General features: G+C 66.8%; 22 protein-coding genes. 16 read left to right on the top strand and 6 right to left on the bottom strand.

All coding sequences use genetic code 11. The features are described 5' to 3' along the window. Window positions 1-54 precede the first annotated feature (54 nt). Window positions 55-729 carry a class I SAM-dependent methyltransferase gene (locus ACZK2G_RS05185; protein ID WP_046982761.1) on the top strand — a complete coding sequence of 225 codons (675 nt, stop codon included), beginning with the start codon at window positions 55-57 and terminating at the stop codon, window positions 727-729. 3 nt (window positions 730-732) lie between these two features. Here ACZK2G_RS05185 and smqnr read toward each other — a convergent pair whose 3' ends face one another. After that, window positions 733-1,380 (bottom strand): SmQnr family pentapeptide repeat protein, encoded by a 648-nt coding sequence (gene smqnr / locus ACZK2G_RS05180; RefSeq protein ID WP_136638911.1) that lies wholly within the window; start codon window positions 1,378-1,380, stop codon window positions 733-735. 160 nt (window positions 1,381-1,540) lie between these two features. Between smqnr and ACZK2G_RS05175 the strand changes: the two genes are divergently transcribed. Continuing rightward, on the top strand, window positions 1,541-2,317 hold the full coding sequence (locus tag ACZK2G_RS05175; RefSeq protein WP_478474850.1) for a DeoR/GlpR family DNA-binding transcription regulator: 777 nt from the start codon (window positions 1,541-1,543) through the stop codon (window positions 2,315-2,317). 11 nt (window positions 2,318-2,328) lie between these two features. Then, a complete protein-coding gene (locus ACZK2G_RS05170) occupies window positions 2,329-3,462 on the top strand; it encodes an MFS transporter (protein ID WP_308517387.1) in 1,134 nt (377 codons plus the stop codon). 9 nt (window positions 3,463-3,471) lie between these two features. Here the strand turns inward: ACZK2G_RS05170 and ACZK2G_RS05165 are convergent, their stop codons facing one another. From ACZK2G_RS05165 to ACZK2G_RS05145, 5 genes are all read right to left on the bottom strand, one after another. Further along, complete coding sequence (locus ACZK2G_RS05165; RefSeq protein ID WP_478474849.1) at window positions 3,472-4,971, bottom strand: PepSY domain-containing protein; 1,500 nt, start codon at window positions 4,969-4,971, stop codon at window positions 3,472-3,474. Between the two features lie 11 nt (window positions 4,972-4,982). Further along, window positions 4,983-7,121: a TonB-dependent receptor gene (locus ACZK2G_RS05160; RefSeq protein ID WP_478474848.1), complete on the bottom strand. Its 2,139-nt coding sequence runs from the start codon at window positions 7,119-7,121 to the stop codon at window positions 4,983-4,985. A 119-nt stretch (window positions 7,122-7,240) separates the two neighbouring features. After that, window positions 7,241-7,636, bottom strand: a complete 396-nt coding sequence (locus tag ACZK2G_RS05155) for a DUF2946 family protein (protein ID WP_478475559.1) — start codon at window positions 7,634-7,636, stop codon at window positions 7,241-7,243. A gap of 216 nt (window positions 7,637-7,852) precedes the next feature. Continuing rightward, window positions 7,853-8,107 carry a hypothetical protein gene (locus tag ACZK2G_RS05150; protein WP_046982767.1) on the bottom strand — a complete coding sequence of 85 codons (255 nt, stop codon included), beginning with the start codon at window positions 8,105-8,107 and terminating at the stop codon, window positions 7,853-7,855. An 11-nt stretch (window positions 8,108-8,118) separates the two neighbouring features. Continuing rightward, window positions 8,119-8,343, bottom strand: a complete 225-nt coding sequence (locus ACZK2G_RS05145) for a hypothetical protein (RefSeq protein ID WP_046982768.1) — start codon at window positions 8,341-8,343, stop codon at window positions 8,119-8,121. Window positions 8,344-8,833: 490 nt separating this feature from the next. On the opposite strand from ACZK2G_RS05145, the gene ACZK2G_RS05140 reads away from it, so the two are divergent. From ACZK2G_RS05140 to ACZK2G_RS05080, 13 genes are all read left to right on the top strand, one after another. Then, entirely contained in the window at window positions 8,834-11,170 is a 2,337-nt protein-coding gene (locus ACZK2G_RS05140) for a VapE domain-containing protein (RefSeq protein ID WP_478474846.1), read from the top strand. Beyond that, a complete protein-coding gene (locus ACZK2G_RS05135) occupies window positions 11,170-11,445 on the top strand; it encodes a DUF7696 family protein (protein ID WP_478474845.1) in 276 nt (91 codons plus the stop codon). Before ACZK2G_RS05140 ends, ACZK2G_RS05135 begins: the two co-directional genes overlap by 1 nt. A 73-nt stretch (window positions 11,446-11,518) precedes the next feature. Then, window positions 11,519-11,746 carry a hypothetical protein gene (locus ACZK2G_RS05130; RefSeq protein WP_426354205.1) on the top strand — a complete coding sequence of 76 codons (228 nt, stop codon included), beginning with the start codon at window positions 11,519-11,521 and terminating at the stop codon, window positions 11,744-11,746. A 42-nt stretch (window positions 11,747-11,788) separates the two neighbouring features. Beyond that, window positions 11,789-12,427: a deoxynucleotide monophosphate kinase family protein gene (locus ACZK2G_RS05125; RefSeq protein WP_428709577.1), complete on the top strand. Its 639-nt coding sequence runs from the start codon at window positions 11,789-11,791 to the stop codon at window positions 12,425-12,427. A 168-nt stretch (window positions 12,428-12,595) separates the two neighbouring features. After that, window positions 12,596-12,979, top strand: coding sequence for a hypothetical protein (locus tag ACZK2G_RS05120; protein ID WP_478474843.1), 384 nt, complete (start codon window positions 12,596-12,598; stop codon window positions 12,977-12,979). A gap of 92 nt (window positions 12,980-13,071) precedes the next feature. Further along, window positions 13,072-13,239, top strand: coding sequence for a hypothetical protein (locus tag ACZK2G_RS05115; protein ID WP_478474842.1), 168 nt, complete (start codon window positions 13,072-13,074; stop codon window positions 13,237-13,239). A 96-nt stretch (window positions 13,240-13,335) separates the two neighbouring features. Then, a complete protein-coding gene (locus ACZK2G_RS05110; protein WP_478474841.1) occupies window positions 13,336-13,764 on the top strand; it encodes a Mor transcription activator family protein in 429 nt (142 codons plus the stop codon). Continuing rightward, window positions 13,761-14,111 carry a hypothetical protein gene (locus ACZK2G_RS05105; protein ID WP_046982774.1) on the top strand — a complete coding sequence of 117 codons (351 nt, stop codon included), beginning with the start codon at window positions 13,761-13,763 and terminating at the stop codon, window positions 14,109-14,111. Before ACZK2G_RS05110 ends, ACZK2G_RS05105 begins: the two co-directional genes overlap by 4 nt. Next, window positions 14,108-14,593: a glycoside hydrolase family 24 protein gene (locus ACZK2G_RS05100; protein ID WP_253078975.1), complete on the top strand. Its 486-nt coding sequence runs from the start codon at window positions 14,108-14,110 to the stop codon at window positions 14,591-14,593. The genes ACZK2G_RS05105 and ACZK2G_RS05100 overlap by 4 nt, the downstream gene beginning before the upstream one ends. Next, window positions 14,593-14,964 (top strand): hypothetical protein, encoded by a 372-nt coding sequence (locus ACZK2G_RS05095; RefSeq protein ID WP_253078976.1) that lies wholly within the window; start codon window positions 14,593-14,595, stop codon window positions 14,962-14,964. The genes ACZK2G_RS05100 and ACZK2G_RS05095 overlap by 1 nt, the downstream gene beginning before the upstream one ends. Continuing rightward, the gene (locus ACZK2G_RS05090; protein WP_253078977.1) at window positions 14,903-15,211 is read left to right on the top strand and encodes a hypothetical protein; all 309 of its coding nucleotides are present in this window, start codon (window positions 14,903-14,905) and stop codon (window positions 15,209-15,211) included. The genes ACZK2G_RS05095 and ACZK2G_RS05090 overlap by 62 nt, the downstream gene beginning before the upstream one ends. A gap of 116 nt (window positions 15,212-15,327) precedes the next feature. Beyond that, window positions 15,328-15,882 carry a hypothetical protein gene (locus ACZK2G_RS05085; RefSeq protein ID WP_430766454.1) on the top strand — a complete coding sequence of 185 codons (555 nt, stop codon included), beginning with the start codon at window positions 15,328-15,330 and terminating at the stop codon, window positions 15,880-15,882. Continuing rightward, on the top strand, window positions 15,879-16,469 hold the full coding sequence (locus ACZK2G_RS05080) for a phage baseplate assembly protein V (RefSeq protein WP_478474838.1): 591 nt from the start codon (window positions 15,879-15,881) through the stop codon (window positions 16,467-16,469). Before ACZK2G_RS05085 ends, ACZK2G_RS05080 begins: the two co-directional genes overlap by 4 nt. The last annotated feature ends 17 nt before the right edge of the window (window positions 16,470-16,486 follow it).

The following is a 16,486-nucleotide window of genomic DNA, read 5'->3' as shown; positions in this document are numbered from 1 at the left end:
AAGGCACTTGCACGGCGCGCTACAGTGGTATGTCCCCTCCGCAGGAATCCGCGCATGTCCACGTTCTCCGACCCGCAGGCGGTGGCCCGCTATGCCGAAGCGCCGCAGCGCCAGGTGCCGGGCTTCCTCGCGTTGCAGCAGATGAGCCGCCTGCTGCTGGCCGAACGCGTCCCGACGGAGGGCCGCGTGCTGGTGCTGGGTGCGGGTGGGGGGCTGGAGCTGAAGGCCTTTGCCGTGGCGCAGCCGGGCTGGCAGTTGCTGGGCGTGGACCCGGCTGCGCCGATGCTGGCCCTGGCCGAGCAGACACTGGGCCCGTTGAACGCACGCGTTGAGCTGCTGGAAGGCTACATCGACGATGCCCCGGACGTGCGCTTCGATGGTGCCAGCTGCCTGCTGACCCTGCACTTCCTCGACGCCACGCAACGCCTGCATACGTTGCGCGAGCTACACAAGCGACTTCGCCAGGGTGCCCCTCTGGTTGTCGCCCACCACAGCGTGCCGCAGGATCCGGTCGGCAAGCTGCGCTGGTTGCAGCGCTACGCGGCGTTCGCGGAAGCCTCGGGGGTTGCCCACGCCGATGCGCAGCGCGCGATCGAAGCGATTGCCGAGCGGCTGCCGCTGCTGGCGCCCGAGCAGGAAGTCGCGCTGCTGCAGGAGGCCGGCTTCGACGACGTGGAGCTGTTCTATGCCGGCTTCAGCTTCAAGGGCTGGGTGGCGTACGCCGGATGAAGCCTACGGCACCACGGTGATACCGATGCGCTGCATCAACAGCGCCACCTGCTGCACGTCCAGCGTGGCGCCACGCAGGTTGGTGCTGCGCAGGTCCAGCTCGCCCAGCTCGGAGTTGGTCAGGTCGCAGTCGGTGAAGTTGGCACTGTTCCAGTCGATACCCTCGAACTGGCCGCCGGACAGGTCCGATCCTGCGAAGCTGGCACCGTTCACGTTGGCGCCGTCCCAGCGGTTCTCCCACAGTTCGCACTTCTCCAGAGTCACCCGCGAGAAATTGGCGTAGCGCAGGTTCGACTTCTTGATGAAGGCGCTGCAGAACCAGCTGCGCGTGGTTATCTGGTTCATGAAGCTGGCGTTGCTGAAATCCGCACCCTGTGCGCGGCACTCGCTGATCTCCAGCCCCAACGCCTTGATGAAACTGAAATGGCACATGCTGATGTCACAGCTGCGGAAACTGGCTTCCTTCAGCGTGGCACCATTGAAGCGGCAGCCGGCGCGGCTGTCGGCATCGTAGAAACTGCAGTTGATGAATTCGGTGGCGGTGAGGTCCGCGCCGGAAAAGTCGCATTCGTGGAACTGCTGGTCGACCACTTTCTGGCCGGTGTACTGGTCCGCGCCGATGCGCAGCTTGCGGTGAACGGTGGGGGACATCGGGGATTCCATGCCGGTGGCCCCGTCATGATGCCGGGCCACGAAGGTGATCCATAGACCCGGACGTGGGCGGGTTCACCGGCAGTCCAGCCGGCGTGCGTCCACCTATCCCGGATCACACGTTGTTGCACGTTAATGCACGAACATGCACACTCCCAGCATGAGTTCCGATCCCAGCCCCCTTCCCGCCCAGCGGACCCAGCTGATCCTCGACGAACTGCGCCAACAGGGCCGTGTGGTGGCCGCTGAACTGGCGCGCCGTTATGCGGTTTCCGAGGATTCGATCCGCCGCGACCTGCGCGAGCTGGCTGCCCAGGGGCTGTGCCAACGCGTCTACGGTGGCGCCGTGCTGCCGCCGCCCAAGGAGCGCCCGCTGCGCGAGCGCCTGACCCGCGACCGTGGCGACAAGGCCGAACTGGCCGCCCGCGTCTGTGCCCTGCTGCAGCCCGGCCAGGTAGTGCTGCTCGATGCAGGCTCGACCAATCTGGCCATCGCCCAGCAGCTGCCAGCCGCCCTCGGTCTGACGGTGATCACCAACGCCCCGCAGATCGCCACCGCCGCCAGCCTGCACGAGGGCACCTCGGTACAGCTGATCGGCGGCCGCCTCGCCCGCGGCGGCGGCGCGGTCGGTGCCGAAGCACTGGCCCAGGTGCAGCGCCTGCGCGCCGACGTGTACCTGCCCGGCCCATGCGCGGTGGATGGCGACACCGGCGTGTGGGCGATGGATGCGGAAGAAGCCACACTGAAGCGCGCGATGGTGGCCTGCAGCAGCCGCGTCATCGTCGCCTCCACCACCGAAAAACTCGGTGCCCGGGGCAACTGGCAGATCGCCAGCCTCGACGAGATCGACGATCTGGTGTTGACCACCTCGGCACCGCCCGCACTGGCCGCGCGCTTCCGCGCCGCCGGTATCGCGGTACACCCCACCCCGCCCTGACCGTACCGCTCATGTCCCTCGCCAACCGCCCACGTGCCGAACAGCACGCGACCCGCGCTGCATTCTTCATTCCCGGTTTCGCCACCGCGTTGTGGGCCACCCTGGTGCCGTTCGCCAAGGCGCGCACCGACATCAACGACGCTACGCTGGGCCTGGTGCTGCTCTGCCTCGGTGCCGGTTCGCTGCTGGCCATGCCGTTGTCCGGCGTGCTGGCCGCACGCCTGGGCTGCCGCCGGGTGATGGTGGCCAGCAGCCTGCTGATCTGCCTGACGGTACCCGGCCTGGCACTCGCCGGTTCGGCCTGGGCGCTGGGAATGGTGCTGTTCGTGTTCGGCGCAGCTGTCGGCGCGATGGACTGCACGATGAACGTGCAGGCCGTCATCGTCGAGCGCGAAGCGCGGCGGGTGATGATGTCCGGCTTCCACGCGTTCTTCAGCATCGGCGGCTTCCTCGGCGCGGCAACGATGACCGTGCTGCTCTCCGCACAGTTGCCGCCACTGGCATCGGTGCTGATCGGTGTCGGCGCCATGCTGCTGGTGATGCTGCTGTCGGCGGCGTACTGGCATAGCGAGCGCATGCCGCACGACACACCGATGCTCGCCATTCCGCACGGCATCGTGCTGTTCATCGGCGTACTCGCCTTCGTCGCCTTCCTTGGCGAAGGCGCGATGCTGGACTGGAGTGCGGTCTTCCTCAGCGATGTGCGCCGCGTCGATGCCAGCATTGCCGGTATCGGCTATGTGACCTTCACTCTGACCATGACCGTCGCACGCCTGTTCGGCGATGCGCTGGTAGCGCGTGTGGGCCGTGAGCGCGCGATCGTGTTTGGCGCCCTGCTCGCCGCCGCGGGCGTGCTGGTGTTGACCCTGGTCACGCCGTGGCAGGCGTCGTTGGTGGGCTATGTGCTGGTCGGCCTCGGCTGCGCCAACATCGCCCCGGCCCTGTTCTCGCTGGCTGGGCACCAGACCCGCATGCCGGGTGCGCTGGCGATTACTGCCGTGTCCACGCTGGGTTTTGCCGGCATCCTTGCTGGCCCGGCACTGATCGGCTTTGCTGCCAACCACTTCGGCCTGATCGCTGCGTTCATCGGCGTCGCCGTGGCGCTGCTGATGGTCGCCATGTCGACGCGCTGGCTGCGGGTGTGACTGGCAGCATCAGCGCCGCCGCACCTTCATCCGCAACCGGCGGTAGCCGATCACCGTGGCCGTCCCGCACAACGCCGTGCCAGCAGCGCTCAGCAGCAGCAACACAGCCAGCCTCGCACCTTCCTGACGCAGCATCGCTGGCAGATCCCAGCTGTGCAGGAAGTAGAACAGCCAGCGCCCCACCCGTTCCCGATGCCCCATCGTCAGCAACGGATCGCCGGTGGCCAGATCGAGATAGACGCGCGTCGCCTCGGCATCGCCGAAGTCCGCCACTGCCACCGGAAAGCGGCGCACCGCCGCACCATTCATGGCCTCCGGTGCACGCGGATAGAAGTACGCATCCGGCGCTTGCTGGACTGCGAAACCCTGCATCGGCACGTCGGACATCGCCCCTGCCTTCTGCCGCAGCCACTCTGCGGGCAACACGCGCGCAACCTGCAACTGCCCTTCAACCTGGGACACGATGCGGGTATCGCCTTGTCCATCCAGCAGCACCGCAAACAGTTCACCACCGATGCGCCGCCACTGGATCTCCACCGGCTTGAACCGCGTAGTGTCGGCCACCGCCAGCAGCGCCGCTGGGGCACCCAATGCGCCATCCACCACCACCGCAGCACCGCGATAGCGTCCACTGTCGATCGCCTCGCGTGTGCTATTGAAAATCCCCAACGGATTCATCGACATCAGCCCACTGAAGATCCAGGTAAACACGAAGGCCGCAGCCACCAATCCGATCAGATGGTGCCAGCGCATCCACGGCTCGACATACGGTGTCTTCGCACCCGAGCGGTAGTGCCCACGGAAACGCCAGCGCCACACACCCACCACGATGCCGCTGACCGCCGCCACCGTGCACAGCGCGGACAACACGATCACCACCCACGTCCACACCGGGTCCACCGACTGCATGCGCAGGAAGTACAACCAGTGCAGCCACGCGCCCACGTAGTTCCAGCGCTGCTGCACCCGTGGTGCATCCAGTACCACTTCGCCGGTGTGCGAGGACACGTACAGGTCTCCCGGCTGTGTACCTCCCACTTCCACCCGGTACAGCGGCCGATGTACGTCCAGTGCACGCGAATGCGTCCAGCGGTCCTCGTCCACCCGCATCGCGCCCACGAACGCCTGGCCGCCGGCGAACTGTGCAGCTGATGCTTCGGCACGCTGTGCCGACACCGGCAGCAGCGCCTGGCCAGTGACGGCTGACCACGCCCCAACGTTGCTTCCCGTGCGCACCACATACGCCGGCGCGCCTCGCAACGTGGTCAGGGCCACGGCCTCCGGCTCGGCCTGCACCGCGGCAGGCAGTACCGACAGCCCCTGCAGGTCGCGGGCGTCCCCCAGCACGGGCAAGGCTGCCAAGCGCTCCCCCGGCGTCAGCTTCGGGTAGCCGATGAACAGCATCACCATGCCGCTGAAAAACCACAGCAGCATCAGCAGGCATCCGCCGATGCCGAGCCAGCGATGCACCAGATAGGTCCAGCGCTTGGCCTTCGATCGCAGCGACATGGTGCGCGTCCTCAGAAGCGATGATCGACGGTGAACTCGACGCGGCGATCCGCGCCCAGCAGCCACTGCGTGCTGGTGTAGTACGCGGTTGCGTAGTACGCCTTGTCGAACACGTTGAACATGCGAGCGGTCAGGCGCGTGCGCGGTGCTGCCTGCCAGGTCAGCGCCAGATCGGTGGTGCTGTAGCCGGGCAATTCCAGCGTGTTGGCATTGTCGGCGTAGCGCTTGCCGACATAGCGCACGCCAGCGCCTGCGCTCCAGTCCGGCAGGAACTGCCAGCTCAGCCATGCGTTCGCCAGCCGCTCGGCCACGTTCGGCGGCACGTTGCCATCACGCGACACCAGTACCGCCGGCGAGCCGGTAGTTTCCAGGAAATCCTCGAACTCGGCCTTCAGCACGGTGGCATTGGCATCGAGCGACCACTTCGGCGCGAAGTTCCAGTTCAACGACGCCTCGATGCCCCGGGAAGTCTGTGCTCCCACCTGCACCCGGCGATCCGGCACCAGCGGGTCGCGGCTGAGCAGGCCAGTCTTGCGGATGCGATACGCGGCCAGCGTCCACTCCCCGCCCTCGAAGGCCTGCTTCAGGCCGACCTCGATCTGCCGCCCCTTGGCCAGGTCGAATGCACCGTTGGCCGGGCTGATCATCAGCAGGCCGCTGACCGGATCCGCCGCCTGCGAGTACTGCGCATACAGGCTCAGCGTCGGCCGAATCGCGAATACCGTACCTGCACGCCAGCCGGTGCTGCTGTAGGTCTTCGAAAACGCGTTCTGGCCGCTGATCAGATCAGTACGATCGATACGTGCACGGTCGTGGCGCAGCCCACCCAGCACCGACCAGCGCTCGCTCAGCGCCAACCGGTCTTCCACGAACAGCGCGAACTGCTCGGCACTGTTGCGGTAGCGCGGCAGGTTCGGCGCATCGCTGGCGAACTGGCCCGGCACCGGATCGAACGGATCGACCGGGCCCGAGCTGCCGGCATAGGTGTTGTTGGTGTGCTTGAAGTGCGCGCGGTTGGTGTCCAGGCCCACCGCGAAGCTGTTCTGCAGGCCACCCGCCGTTCCCTGCACGCGCAGCGTGGAGGTCAGCCCGGTCTGGTCCTGGTTGTGAGTGATCTCGGTATTGCCCGATCGATCGATCAAGCCAGTGGCGCGGTTGTAGACATAGGCCTCGGCATTGCGCCAATCGCGCTGGCTGTCGATCTGGTAGAGGCGCGTGCGCCATTCCACATTCGCGTTCGGCGTCCACAGCGCATCGAACTGGGTCCAGCGATCGCGGTAGCGGATGTCGCTGTCTTCCACGTTGTAGTTGCGGTGGCGCAGCGCCTCCAGCTGTCGCCCCTCGACCAGCGGCGTGCCGAAGTAGCGCATCGGTTTCTGGTAACCCTGCGCGTGGGTAAGGGTCAGCTGCAGGTCCTGGCGCGCCTGCCACAGCAATGCACCGGAGAAAGTGGCATCGCTGTTGCGGCCGCGGTCGACCCAGCCACCGCCGTAGTTCCCGCTCACATCCAGCCGGTAGGCCAGCTCCGGGGTCAGCGCGCCACCGCTGCCGAAGCCCAGGCGCGCGGTGTCTTCGCTGCCCACGGTCACGCTGATCTCGTTCTCGATGGCACCGCGCGAAGGCTTCTTCGGCACGATGTTGATCACGCCGCCAATCGCCCCATCGCCATGGATCACCGAAGCCGGTCCACGCAGCACTTCGATGCGCTCGATCGACCAGGTGTCGAACGGGAAGGTGATGCCCACGCCGCCGTACTGGCGCAGCCCGTCATACAACCGCATCACCGAGGCGCCGTCGGTGAAGCCACGGCTGGACAGTGCACTCAGGCCGTTGCCGGGGTGCGGCATGGCACTGATCGCGCCGGCGCGGCTGATCGCCTCGCTGAGGTTGCTGTCACCACGTTGCTCCAGTTGATCGCGCGAAACGATGGTCAGGCTGGCCGGCGTCTGCAGCACGCTCAGGCCCAGCGCAGAGCCGGCGCTGGCGGCAGAAGACAGTTCACCGCTGCGGGTGTCGACCACGCGCACCGTATCCAACGTGGTGGGGGGAGCCGTGTCGGCGGCAAGCAGGGGAGCGGTGTGCAGCAGCAACGCGCACAGGACAGGCAACGCCGACCTGCGCAGGCGCACGGAGTTGGGGCTCGTTTTCATTTGTTCACGGCATGCAGGGCCGCCCGGTCGGCCGGGCAGCAGAAAGAAATGCGCACGCGGTAGCGCCGGGCCATGCCCGGCGACTTCAATCGAATCGAATGAATGACCGCGTGTTCGGCTCAGACAGCCGCAGCCACCGGCGGTCCCCGTGCACCCAACGTTCCTGCAATCCGCTGCGGCAACGCCCGCACCGCACCACGCAGCGCGCGGCACACCGGTGCCATCGGCGCCAACAGCAACAGCGCTGCCACCAGCAGGGTGATCAGCCGGCCGGCGATCAGGCAGTAATCGCAGTCCACGCCCAACTCATGATCAGCATGTGGATCGACACGTGCCTTTGGCGCGGCCTCACCGTGCTGCATCGCCATCGCGTGATGGTCGTGGTGCCCTTCCATCGCGTGCTGCGCATGCTCTGCGTGCATCGCGCGATTCATGGCTGCCACCGGTGCGGTGGCCGCAACGTGACCACTCGCCAGCCAGCGGCTCACCAGCGGGGCGAGCAGCACCAGCAGCATGGCAAGCCATGCCAGGGCCTGGAACCGGCGGTGGAGAGCAGAACGTCGCACGCCGCCATTCTACGGGGCTGCAGCCAACCTTGGACCACGTTCAGGGTTGCTCCGCAGGTGGTGCGACGTTATGACGCAGCCTCGCTCGCGAGGCGCACTGATCACCCCGGAGGGGACGGAAGGGCGCCCAGCCTGGCCGGCCCCTTCCGCCCCCGATCGGCAACGCTAGAACCGCACCGGCTGCTGCACTGCGCGCTCCAGGAACATGACACCCGCCTGCAGGCTGTTGCGGGCGTTCTCCAACCAGCGCTCCGGGTCGGCCATCGCGAATCGCTCCTGTGCATCCACGTCCCCCGCATCCGCCAGATCGGCCAGCTGCAGATGGATGTGGTTCTCAACCAGGCTCACCAGCATGGCGAGCTCGGCCGACAATCCGGCGATGCGTTCGGTGAAGCCAGCGTCGTTGCTGTTCAGAGACATGTCCCCTGTTCCTATGCGTTGCGGTGTTGATGGATGGCTTCGAAACGCTCGGCACAGGCAGGCCCACAGAACAGCCTGGCCGGATCGTTGTCGAAGTCTTCGCTGCAGTCCGGGTTGTGGCATTCCCCAATGGGCGTGAGAGGGGCAACGCTGCTGGCCCGCGTTGCGTGCTGGGCCAATGCGCGTTGCAGGTGGCGCGCTTCCAGTTCCTGCGCTTCGTCGATGGTGTCCGTCATGCCAGTCGTATTTTATCGAGGGGTGGTCGCACCGAATGAGAACGCTGCGGCGGCAATGCACGACGCGCGCGTTTCATCGGATCGGTGTGCTTCGGCGAGGTCGGTTTCAGGCATGCAGGCTCCTTGTGCATGGACGCCCGGACAGGGCGATTGAGAGAGGAAAAGCGGCCGTGCGGCACGGCGACGCCATCATCGGGAAACCGGTTCTCGCCAACTGCGACGGAACACGCTATGAAGGCGATCTGCGACCGCCATCGCATCTCCCAAGCGAGCTTCCACACCCCGCAAGCAATTGGGGATGAAAGGTAGTGGAAGGGATTGCAAAAGGCGAAGTGATCCGACACCATGATCGCCTCAGCACCTCCCACCACCTACTGACCACCTCGCGTCGGGCAGCCGCCGCATGGCCTGCGCACGGCAGGCAACACACAGCACCCTTGCTGCCACCGGTCGCTGTGAATCGAACCATGTTTCAAGGGGATCCCGCCGAATGCACACACCGCACCCAGCACAGAACGTCGTTCCCGCGTTCCTGCAGGCCATGCATGCACACGGCATCGTGCCGGACGCGCGCGGACGCGATGCACTCAATGCCGACGGCACGCTGGTGCGCTTCCATGTGGAGGGCGATCGCCGCGGCACCCGCAACGGCTGGGCCGTCCTGTTCGGTGACAACGTCCCCGCAGGTGAGTTCGGCAGCTGGCGTACCGGAACCCGCCATGCCTGGTGCGCGAAATCACCGACCACACTGAGCGCAACCGAACAGCGTGCGATCCGCCAGCGCCAGGAACGGGCCCGCGCCGAGCGCGAACAGCAGCAGCGCGAGCGCGAGGATGCAGCAGCCAAGGCCGCCAACGTACTGTGGAACCGTGCCGTGCCTGCCGATGGCAGCCATCCCTATCTCGTGCGCAAGGGCATCCAGGCGCATGGCCTGCGCGTGGCAGCATGGCCGGTACGCAACGGCGACGGGCTGGTGTTCCGTCACATCGACAACGCGCTGCTGGTGCCGGTGATGAACACAGCGGGCCGGATCGTCTCGCTGCAGGCGATCTTTCCTCGCGTGGACCCCGCACTCGCACGCGACAAGGACTTCCTGCCGGGCGGCCGCAAGCAAGGCTGCTTCCACGTCATCGGCAAGCCACAGCCGGGCCACCCCATCGCCATCGCCGAGGGCTATGCCACCGCAGAATCGATCCACCAGGCCACCGGCTGGTGCGTGGTGGTCGCCTGGGACGCGGGCAACCTTGCATCGGTGGCCCGCGCTTGGCGCAATGCCGTGCCCGACGCCACCTTCGTACTCTGCGCCGACAACGACCAATGGACCCGGCAGCCACTGGACAACCCCGGCGTCACCCAGGCCACCCATGCTGCGGCGGAGATCGACGCACGCGTGGTGTGGCCGGAGTTCGCCATTAAGCATGGCGCTGATGACCGCCCCACCGATTTCAACGACCTGCATCTGCGCGAAGGCCTGGAGGTACTACGCGCCCAGCTGCTGCCCCTGCCAGCGACGGCACCGGAGGTATGCCCGGCAGAGAACGAACCGCAGCGGGCGCACGCCGCGCGCTACCTGGTGCCCGGCAATCTGTCCGCGTTCGACACCTTTACTCCGTTCCCGGACATCAGCGCGCGTGGCCGTCCGCTGCCGACCGCGCGCAATCTGGCCGAACTGTGCCGGCGTACCGGGGTGACCGTGCGCTACAACGTCATCCGCAAGGACCTGGAGATCCTGGTACCGGGCCTGCAGGCCACGGTGGACAATGCCAAGGAGGTCGCCGCCGGCGAAGTGATGGACTGCATGCACCGTGCCGGCATGGCCACGGCCAGTTTCGAGACCAACCTGTGCCAGGTGGCCGAGGCAAATCCCTACAACCCGGTCGCCAGCTGGATTACTTCGCAGCCATGGGATGGCCAGTCACGCCTGCAGGACTTCTTCGATACCGTGCAGGAGGCCCAACCGACCCGCATGGCCGATGGCCGCATCCTGAAAGAGGTGTTGATGCGGCGCTGGTTGATTTCCGGTGTGGCCGCGGCGTTCGAACCGGACGGCGTGGTCGCCCGTGGGGTACTTACATTCGTGTCGAAACAGAACCTGGGCAAGACACGCTGGGCGCGGCAGCTGGCACCCGCCGGGCTGCAGCTGATCGCCGACGGCGTGGTGCTTGATCCGGCCAACAAGGACAGCGTCAAGCAGGTCATCTCCAAGTGGATCGTCGAACTGGGTGAGGTCGACGCGACCTTCCGCCGCACCGACATCGCGGCGTTGAAGTCGTTCATCTCGCGCAGCCACGACGAGCTCCGCCGTCCCTATGCGCGCACGGAATCGCGCTATGCGCGGCGCACCATCCTGTTCGCCAGTGTCAACGATGAGCGCTTCCTGCGTGATGCCACCGGCAACAGCCGCTGGTGGACCGTGCATGCCGTGGCACTGGGCGAACCGGCGCGGATCGACATGCAGCAGGTCTGGGCCGAGGCCCACGCGCTGTACTGCAACGGTGAGACCTGGCACCTGTCCAGCGAGGAGCTGGATGCGCTCAATGCCACCAACAGCGAGCACGAACCGATCTCGCCGATCGCCGAGCTGATCGACCGCCACTTCGACTGGTCCCTCCCCGCCGAGCACTGGAGCGCACAGTACCGCGCCACCGAGATCGTCATCGCCGTAGGCATCGACAAGCCGAACCGCCGCGAGGTCAACGAGGCCGCCGCCTACGTGGTCAAGCGTCATGGCGTGCATACCAAAGTGGTGGGCAAGGAGCGCGCCAAGGTCTGGCTGATGCCGCTACGGAAGCTCACCCTCGCCGAACACGCGGCGGGCCCGTTCTGATGCCACGCACCCTCGATGGTCGCGAGGCCGGCACCGACACCACGGACTGGCGACTCGCCTGCGAAGCACGCCGCCTGCTGCAGCTTGGGGGCTACCGCTGCATTGATGCCTGTGGCCGCTGGAGGATGGTCAGCCCGCGCCGGCATCGTCAGCAGTATCTGGAACGTGTGCAGGCAATCCGTGGCCATGCCGAGCGCGACCGTCTTTCGGCGTTGGCACTGCGGATATGGGCCTCCGCCCATCCGGACAATGCACACATGGATAAAAGTAGATGAAAGGTGTTGACTAAGAACATCGCTAAAGGCAAGATGCATGCACCGGCTACGCCACCTTCCAGGAGCACACGCCATGCCTCGCGCCCGACTGCATGCCTTCGAAGGCGAACAGCTGACCGTGCAGCAGATCCATCAACGCGTCCCCATCCTGTCCGAGCGCACCATCCGCGACCACCTGGCGGCTGGCCGTCGCACCCGCTCCGCCATGCTGTGCTTCGATCCGATCGCCGCTGCCGCACGTGGCGGACGCATCACCCAGCGCATGCTTCGCGCCCGCAGTGTGGCCAGCCGCGATTCCTGATCGCCGCCGCGCCTGTCGCATCCTCCCAGGAGTAGATACCGCATGATCCCCACCTCGCTCGACAACGGTCACCGCATGATCGCCGCCACACTGGCCGCATTCCGCGCCGGCCCCGCACTCGGCCGCGTGCCGCTGCGCAGCGCATCACTGGCGCGGCCACCGCTCTATATCGGTATTGCAGGCGGCAAGCGTGCCGGCAAGGACACCCTTGCCAATGGCCTCGCTTCGGCGCTGGCCCTGCCATGCGACAGCTTCGCCGCACCGCTGCGGCAGTTCGTCGCCTCCATCCTCGGGATGTCCCTGCGCGAACTGGACAGCCGCAAGGAGGATGCCATCGACTGGCTCGCCGACCTCACGCCTCGCCACATGATGCAGAGTGCCGGCACTGAATGGGGGCGCGACCGCGTCCACCCGGAGCTGTGGGTGCGCTCGCTGTTCTCGCGACTGCCAGAAGGTGGCCTGGTTCCCGATGTCCGTTTCGCCAGCGAGGCCCAGGCCATTCGTCGCCGCGGGGGCGTCGTGATCCGCGTCGTCCGCCCCGGCCAGCACAGCAGCGACCTGCACGCCAGTGAGCAACCACTGCCGGACGAACTGATCGACATCGAGGTATGCAACGACCGTACGCCAGCCGACCTGGTACGCAATACGCTGGACCAGCTGATGCGCCGCGGGTGGATCTGAACGCATGGCGCAGATGCCTGCATGATGAAGCGCGCAGCGCCTCTTGATCCCGGCCTGATGCCGGCCTGTGGCCCATCATCGGCGAAAATGCGGTAAGGTCGTCCCCCAACACCGACGGCACCTGCCGTCACCCTGCATCCCCAACCGCTTTAGAAAAGAGGAAATGTCATGGAGGTCGAACAGTTCACGTCGACGCGCCAGAAGGCCATCGAATTGTTCAAGTCGCAGCCCAAGGGTGGCAAGGACATCGTGAGCCTGGATGCGATCTTCATTTCGCTGTGCTCGCTGGCCAATGCCCAAACCGGGACCAGCAATGCCCTGCAGCCGCGTACCGCCGCCCGTCCGGGCAGCCAGCAGCCGCCTGCGCCATGGTTCACCGAAACCCTGGCTGCTCTCAAGGGCAAGGGCGAGTCGATCACCGTTGCACGCTTCCTGATGTTCGCCAACCGCTTCCCGGTCAAGCGCATGGACCAGGTCAACGCGGCGCGCTGGCTGCGCGATGCCGGCTACATACCGCGCAAGACCGGCGGCAACCTGGTGTTCGATCTTTGATCCAGCCTGACCTGCAGTCCTGAAGCCCCGGCATCGTCCGGGGCTTTTTCGTTTCAGGGGTCACGCACCATGAGGATGGGCCGTCCTGCGTCATGCTCACCCTGTACCTGCCGCCTGCCCTTGCCCTGCCGTTGTTTTCTCGCGGTGAGGACAAGGAGTACTGCAAAGCGGCAGAAGTCCGGACACAGCGGGACAACCTGAAAAAGCGCTTCAGAAACCTGCACCTGGAGGCACTCATCGATCCTCACCGCCGGCCCTGAACGCCTTCAGCACGTCGCGCTGAAAGTAGATGAAAGGTGTTGACCAAGAGCTCGGGATGGCAACAGTGGATATCCATGCCACTGAACAGTCTTCCCATGAACGCCCTGCCCGACAGCATCCAGACCCTGGCCGAGGTCATCGGCGAATCCGCAGCCCTCACGCTTGTGCGTGCGTGGCCGCCTTCCACCTCCAGTACCACCGGACGCCATCGCGTCATCGTCTACGTCCCCTCCAGGCTGCCCGACCAGCACCGGCTGATCGACATCCTTGGCCTTGAGGTCGCGCAGCGACTGGTTGCTCACTTCGGTGGCGAGCTGCTGTTCCTGGCATCGTGCTTCGCCGCCAGTGCACATGAGCGCCGCGAGCAGATCGCACGCGCGGTGGCCAGCGGCACGCCCCGCGAGCATGTCGCGCGCGAGTTCGGCGTCTCGCAGACCACCATCAAGCGCGCGCTGCGCGGTGCCCGTTCCACGCCGCCACCACCGGTCCACCCGGCCCTGCTCAAGGGGTACGCACGCGCATGAACGAGAGCGACCTGCTGGCCGGCGTGCCGGACTGGGCCAAGTACCTGGGCGGTACCTCCGGCGTGGTGATCGCGGTATCGCTGTGGCTTCGACAATGGCTGTCCTCGGCCAAGGTCGACCGTACCGCCGACGAGGCCACCAGCAACACCCTGCGCACCCTGCAGGAGCAGCTGGCGGCCGAGCGCACGCGTGCCGATGAACTGATGCACGAACGCGAAGCGATGGCCCAGGAGATCGGCCAGCTGCGCGGTGAAGTCAGCGCCCTGCGTGCCCAGGTCACCCAGCAGAGCGTGCAGATAGCTGCGCTGCTGGACCTGGTGCGCAAGCAGCCGGGAGCCGCCGCATGACCGCCGCTGCAGCCAGCGCCCTCGGCGGCACCAACGTCGCCGCGTTCCTGGACATGCTGGCCGTGTCCGAAGGCACCGATATTCCGCGCCAGCGTTCGCGTGACCGTGGCTACGACGTGATCGTCGGTGGCCAGCTGCTCAGCGACTACCGCGATCATCCGCGCGTGCTGGTATCGCTGCCGCGTTACGGCATCAAGTCCAGTGCGGCCGGCCGCTACCAGTTCCTGCGCAGTACCTGGGACGACCTGCGCGCTCGCCTGGCCCTGCCCGATTTCGGGCCGGTGTCCCAGGACCGTGCTGCGGTGGCCCTGCTCAAGCAATGCGGTGCCTACGAACTGGTCCGCCTCGGCCGCTTCGATGCCGCCGTCAGCGCGGCACGGGGGATCTGGGCCTCGCTGCCGGGCGCCGGATATGGGCAGAAGGAGCATGCGCTGGAGACGCTGCGCGCGGCCTATCGCGCCGCCGGTGGGAGCCTTTCCTGATGCCGATCCTGCTCCGGATGCGCATCGCCCTGCTTGCACTGGTCGCCAGCCATGTGGTCTGCGCCTGGCTGGGCTGGACACTGCGCGACCGCAGTGCCGACCGCGCCGTCGCCATGGCGCAGGCGGCGCAGCAGGCCCTGCGCGCCGGCATCGCCCAGGCCGCCCACCAGCAGGACCAGGCCAACGCACGTGCCGGAGCACAGGCCGAATCACAGCACGTCGCCGCACAGGCCGCGCGCAGCCAGCAGTTCAACGCACTGCAACAGGACATCGAGACCCATGCCAAGACCCCTCGCCGTGATCGCGGCAATGCTGACGCTGAGTTCGTGCGCATCTGGCGCGAAGCCAACGCAGGCTCCTCTCAGCATTGATCTGCACATCGCGCCAGCCCAGCTGCGCGCGCCGCGAGCCCTGCCGGACCTGCAGGCCGCGGACGACGATGCGCTGCTGCGCAACCACGTCGCCGTGGCGCGGTACTACCACGAACTGGCTGACCAGCTGCGCGCCCTGCTGTGCAGCCTCGGCAGCCAGCAGGGCTTCACCCTCAATGGCGCGCCACTGGTGAAACCAGCCGGATGTACCGCCGGTGACACCACAGGCGCGCACGGCCCGTACTGAGCCGGCTAAGGCCACGCCTGCAATGCCGCCCCCCCCCGGGTGATGGCAACACTACATGCAGACAGCGCGCGTTGCCCCCGATCGCGCGCGTCCTCCCATTCAACGTACGAGCTGACATGGCGAACGACTCCCAACCTTCCACTCTCGACGCGCTGCATGCCGCTATCGAAGCCGCGATCCGCGCGCGCTTTCCGGGCTTCGCAACCGTCGAGTTCTATCGCGACGCGAGCGCCGAAGGGCCGGTCACGCCGGCCTGCCTGCTGGCACTGACCCGCTGTGATCGCGGCAAGGACAACGACGACGGCAGCGGTCAGCTGCAGGCCGTGCTGCGTTTCGAAGCGCGCATCGTCGTGGCTTCCGCCAATGCAGGCGCAGCGCTGCAGCTGCGCAACGCCGCTGTTGGCCTGGCGAGCTGGCTGCATCAGCTCGGCCGATTCCCAGGCGCACCCAGTGGGGCGATCGAGGTGATCGCCGCGCTGCCCGAGGATCCCGCAACGGCACAGCCCGGGCTTCGCACCTGGGTGGTCGAGTGGTCGTTGCCGGTCGCCCTGGGCAGCAACAGCTGGGAAGAAACCGGTGGCGTGGTGCCGCAGGCCTTCTACAGCTTCGTGCCGGAGATCGGTAGCGATCACCAGGCCCGCTACCAGTCCATCGAGGGAGCGGCACCATGAGCGCCGAACACGCCAGGCTGATCGCCAACCTGTTGATGATCGGCGTCGTGCGCGAGCTGGATGAGGCCAATGGCCGCGTGCGCATTGATGCCGACGGCATGCTCACCGACTGGATTCCCTGGCTGGAGCGGCGTGCCGGGCCCGGCGTGCGCAGCTGGTGTGCACCGGAGCCGGGCGAGCAGGTGGTGCTGGCCTGCCCCTACGGTGATCCAGGCCAGGCGCTGGTGCTGGGCAGCCTGTACCAGGATCGTTTCCCGGCACCGGCCGATTCACGCCTGCGGCAGCGCACTGAATTCGCCGACGGCAGCTTTGTCGAGTACGACCGGGAAACCACCACGCTGACCGTCCACGCCGGCAGTGGCAACGTCATTGTCCACTGCAGCAATGCGCAGGTGATGGCCACGCAATCGGTGCTGCTCGATACGCCGTCGATCAAGGCCACCGGCGACCTCGAGGTTGCCGGCGCGATCACCGCCGGCAAGGACATCAGCACGCCGGCGGAGATCAAGGCCGGCGCCATCGGCCTCAAGGCCCATACGCACACCGCGCAGGGACCGACTGCACCGACCACGCCCGCGCAGCCCTGAACGGCCACGCGTGCAAT

It is taken from the genome of Stenotrophomonas sp. 107298_Sma (assembly GCF_056480345.1).
Note: the sequence above shows the minus strand (reverse complement) of the source record. Positions and strands in the feature narration are given on the sequence as shown.

Excerpts from the sequence above, each read along its gene's own strand:
- ACZK2G_RS05185 (WP_046982761.1), top strand. The coding sequence starts at position 55 with ATGTCCACGTTCTCCGACCCGCAGGCGGTGGCCCGCTATGCCGAAGCG.
- smqnr (WP_136638911.1), bottom strand. The coding sequence starts at position 1,380 with ATGTCCCCCACCGTTCACCGCAAGCTGCGCATCGGCGCGGACCAGTAC.
- ACZK2G_RS05175 (WP_478474850.1), top strand. The coding sequence starts at position 1,541 with ATGAGTTCCGATCCCAGCCCCCTTCCCGCCCAGCGGACCCAGCTGATC.
- ACZK2G_RS05170 (WP_308517387.1), top strand. The coding sequence starts at position 2,329 with ATGTCCCTCGCCAACCGCCCACGTGCCGAACAGCACGCGACCCGCGCT.
- ACZK2G_RS05165 (WP_478474849.1), bottom strand. The coding sequence starts at position 4,971 with ATGTCGCTGCGATCGAAGGCCAAGCGCTGGACCTATCTGGTGCATCGC.
- ACZK2G_RS05160 (WP_478474848.1), bottom strand. The coding sequence starts at position 7,121 with ATGAAAACGAGCCCCAACTCCGTGCGCCTGCGCAGGTCGGCGTTGCCT.
- ACZK2G_RS05155 (WP_478475559.1), bottom strand. The coding sequence starts at position 7,636 with ATGCTGCTGGTGCTGCTCGCCCCGCTGGTGAGCCGCTGGCTGGCGAGT.
- ACZK2G_RS05150 (WP_046982767.1), bottom strand. The coding sequence starts at position 8,107 with ATGTCTCTGAACAGCAACGACGCTGGCTTCACCGAACGCATCGCCGGA.
- ACZK2G_RS05145 (WP_046982768.1), bottom strand. The coding sequence starts at position 8,343 with ATGACGGACACCATCGACGAAGCGCAGGAACTGGAAGCGCGCCACCTG.
- ACZK2G_RS05140 (WP_478474846.1), top strand. The coding sequence starts at position 8,834 with ATGCACACACCGCACCCAGCACAGAACGTCGTTCCCGCGTTCCTGCAG.
- ACZK2G_RS05135 (WP_478474845.1), top strand. The coding sequence starts at position 11,170 with ATGCCACGCACCCTCGATGGTCGCGAGGCCGGCACCGACACCACGGAC.
- ACZK2G_RS05130 (WP_426354205.1), top strand. The coding sequence starts at position 11,519 with ATGCCTCGCGCCCGACTGCATGCCTTCGAAGGCGAACAGCTGACCGTG.
- ACZK2G_RS05125 (WP_428709577.1), top strand. The coding sequence starts at position 11,789 with ATGATCCCCACCTCGCTCGACAACGGTCACCGCATGATCGCCGCCACA.
- ACZK2G_RS05120 (WP_478474843.1), top strand. The coding sequence starts at position 12,596 with ATGGAGGTCGAACAGTTCACGTCGACGCGCCAGAAGGCCATCGAATTG.
- ACZK2G_RS05115 (WP_478474842.1), top strand. The coding sequence starts at position 13,072 with ATGCTCACCCTGTACCTGCCGCCTGCCCTTGCCCTGCCGTTGTTTTCT.
- ACZK2G_RS05110 (WP_478474841.1), top strand. The coding sequence starts at position 13,336 with ATGAACGCCCTGCCCGACAGCATCCAGACCCTGGCCGAGGTCATCGGC.
- ACZK2G_RS05105 (WP_046982774.1), top strand. The coding sequence starts at position 13,761 with ATGAACGAGAGCGACCTGCTGGCCGGCGTGCCGGACTGGGCCAAGTAC.
- ACZK2G_RS05100 (WP_253078975.1), top strand. The coding sequence starts at position 14,108 with ATGACCGCCGCTGCAGCCAGCGCCCTCGGCGGCACCAACGTCGCCGCG.
- ACZK2G_RS05095 (WP_253078976.1), top strand. The coding sequence starts at position 14,593 with ATGCCGATCCTGCTCCGGATGCGCATCGCCCTGCTTGCACTGGTCGCC.
- ACZK2G_RS05090 (WP_253078977.1), top strand. The coding sequence starts at position 14,903 with ATGCTGACGCTGAGTTCGTGCGCATCTGGCGCGAAGCCAACGCAGGCT.
- ACZK2G_RS05085 (WP_430766454.1), top strand. The coding sequence starts at position 15,328 with ATGGCGAACGACTCCCAACCTTCCACTCTCGACGCGCTGCATGCCGCT.
- ACZK2G_RS05080 (WP_478474838.1), top strand. The coding sequence starts at position 15,879 with ATGAGCGCCGAACACGCCAGGCTGATCGCCAACCTGTTGATGATCGGC.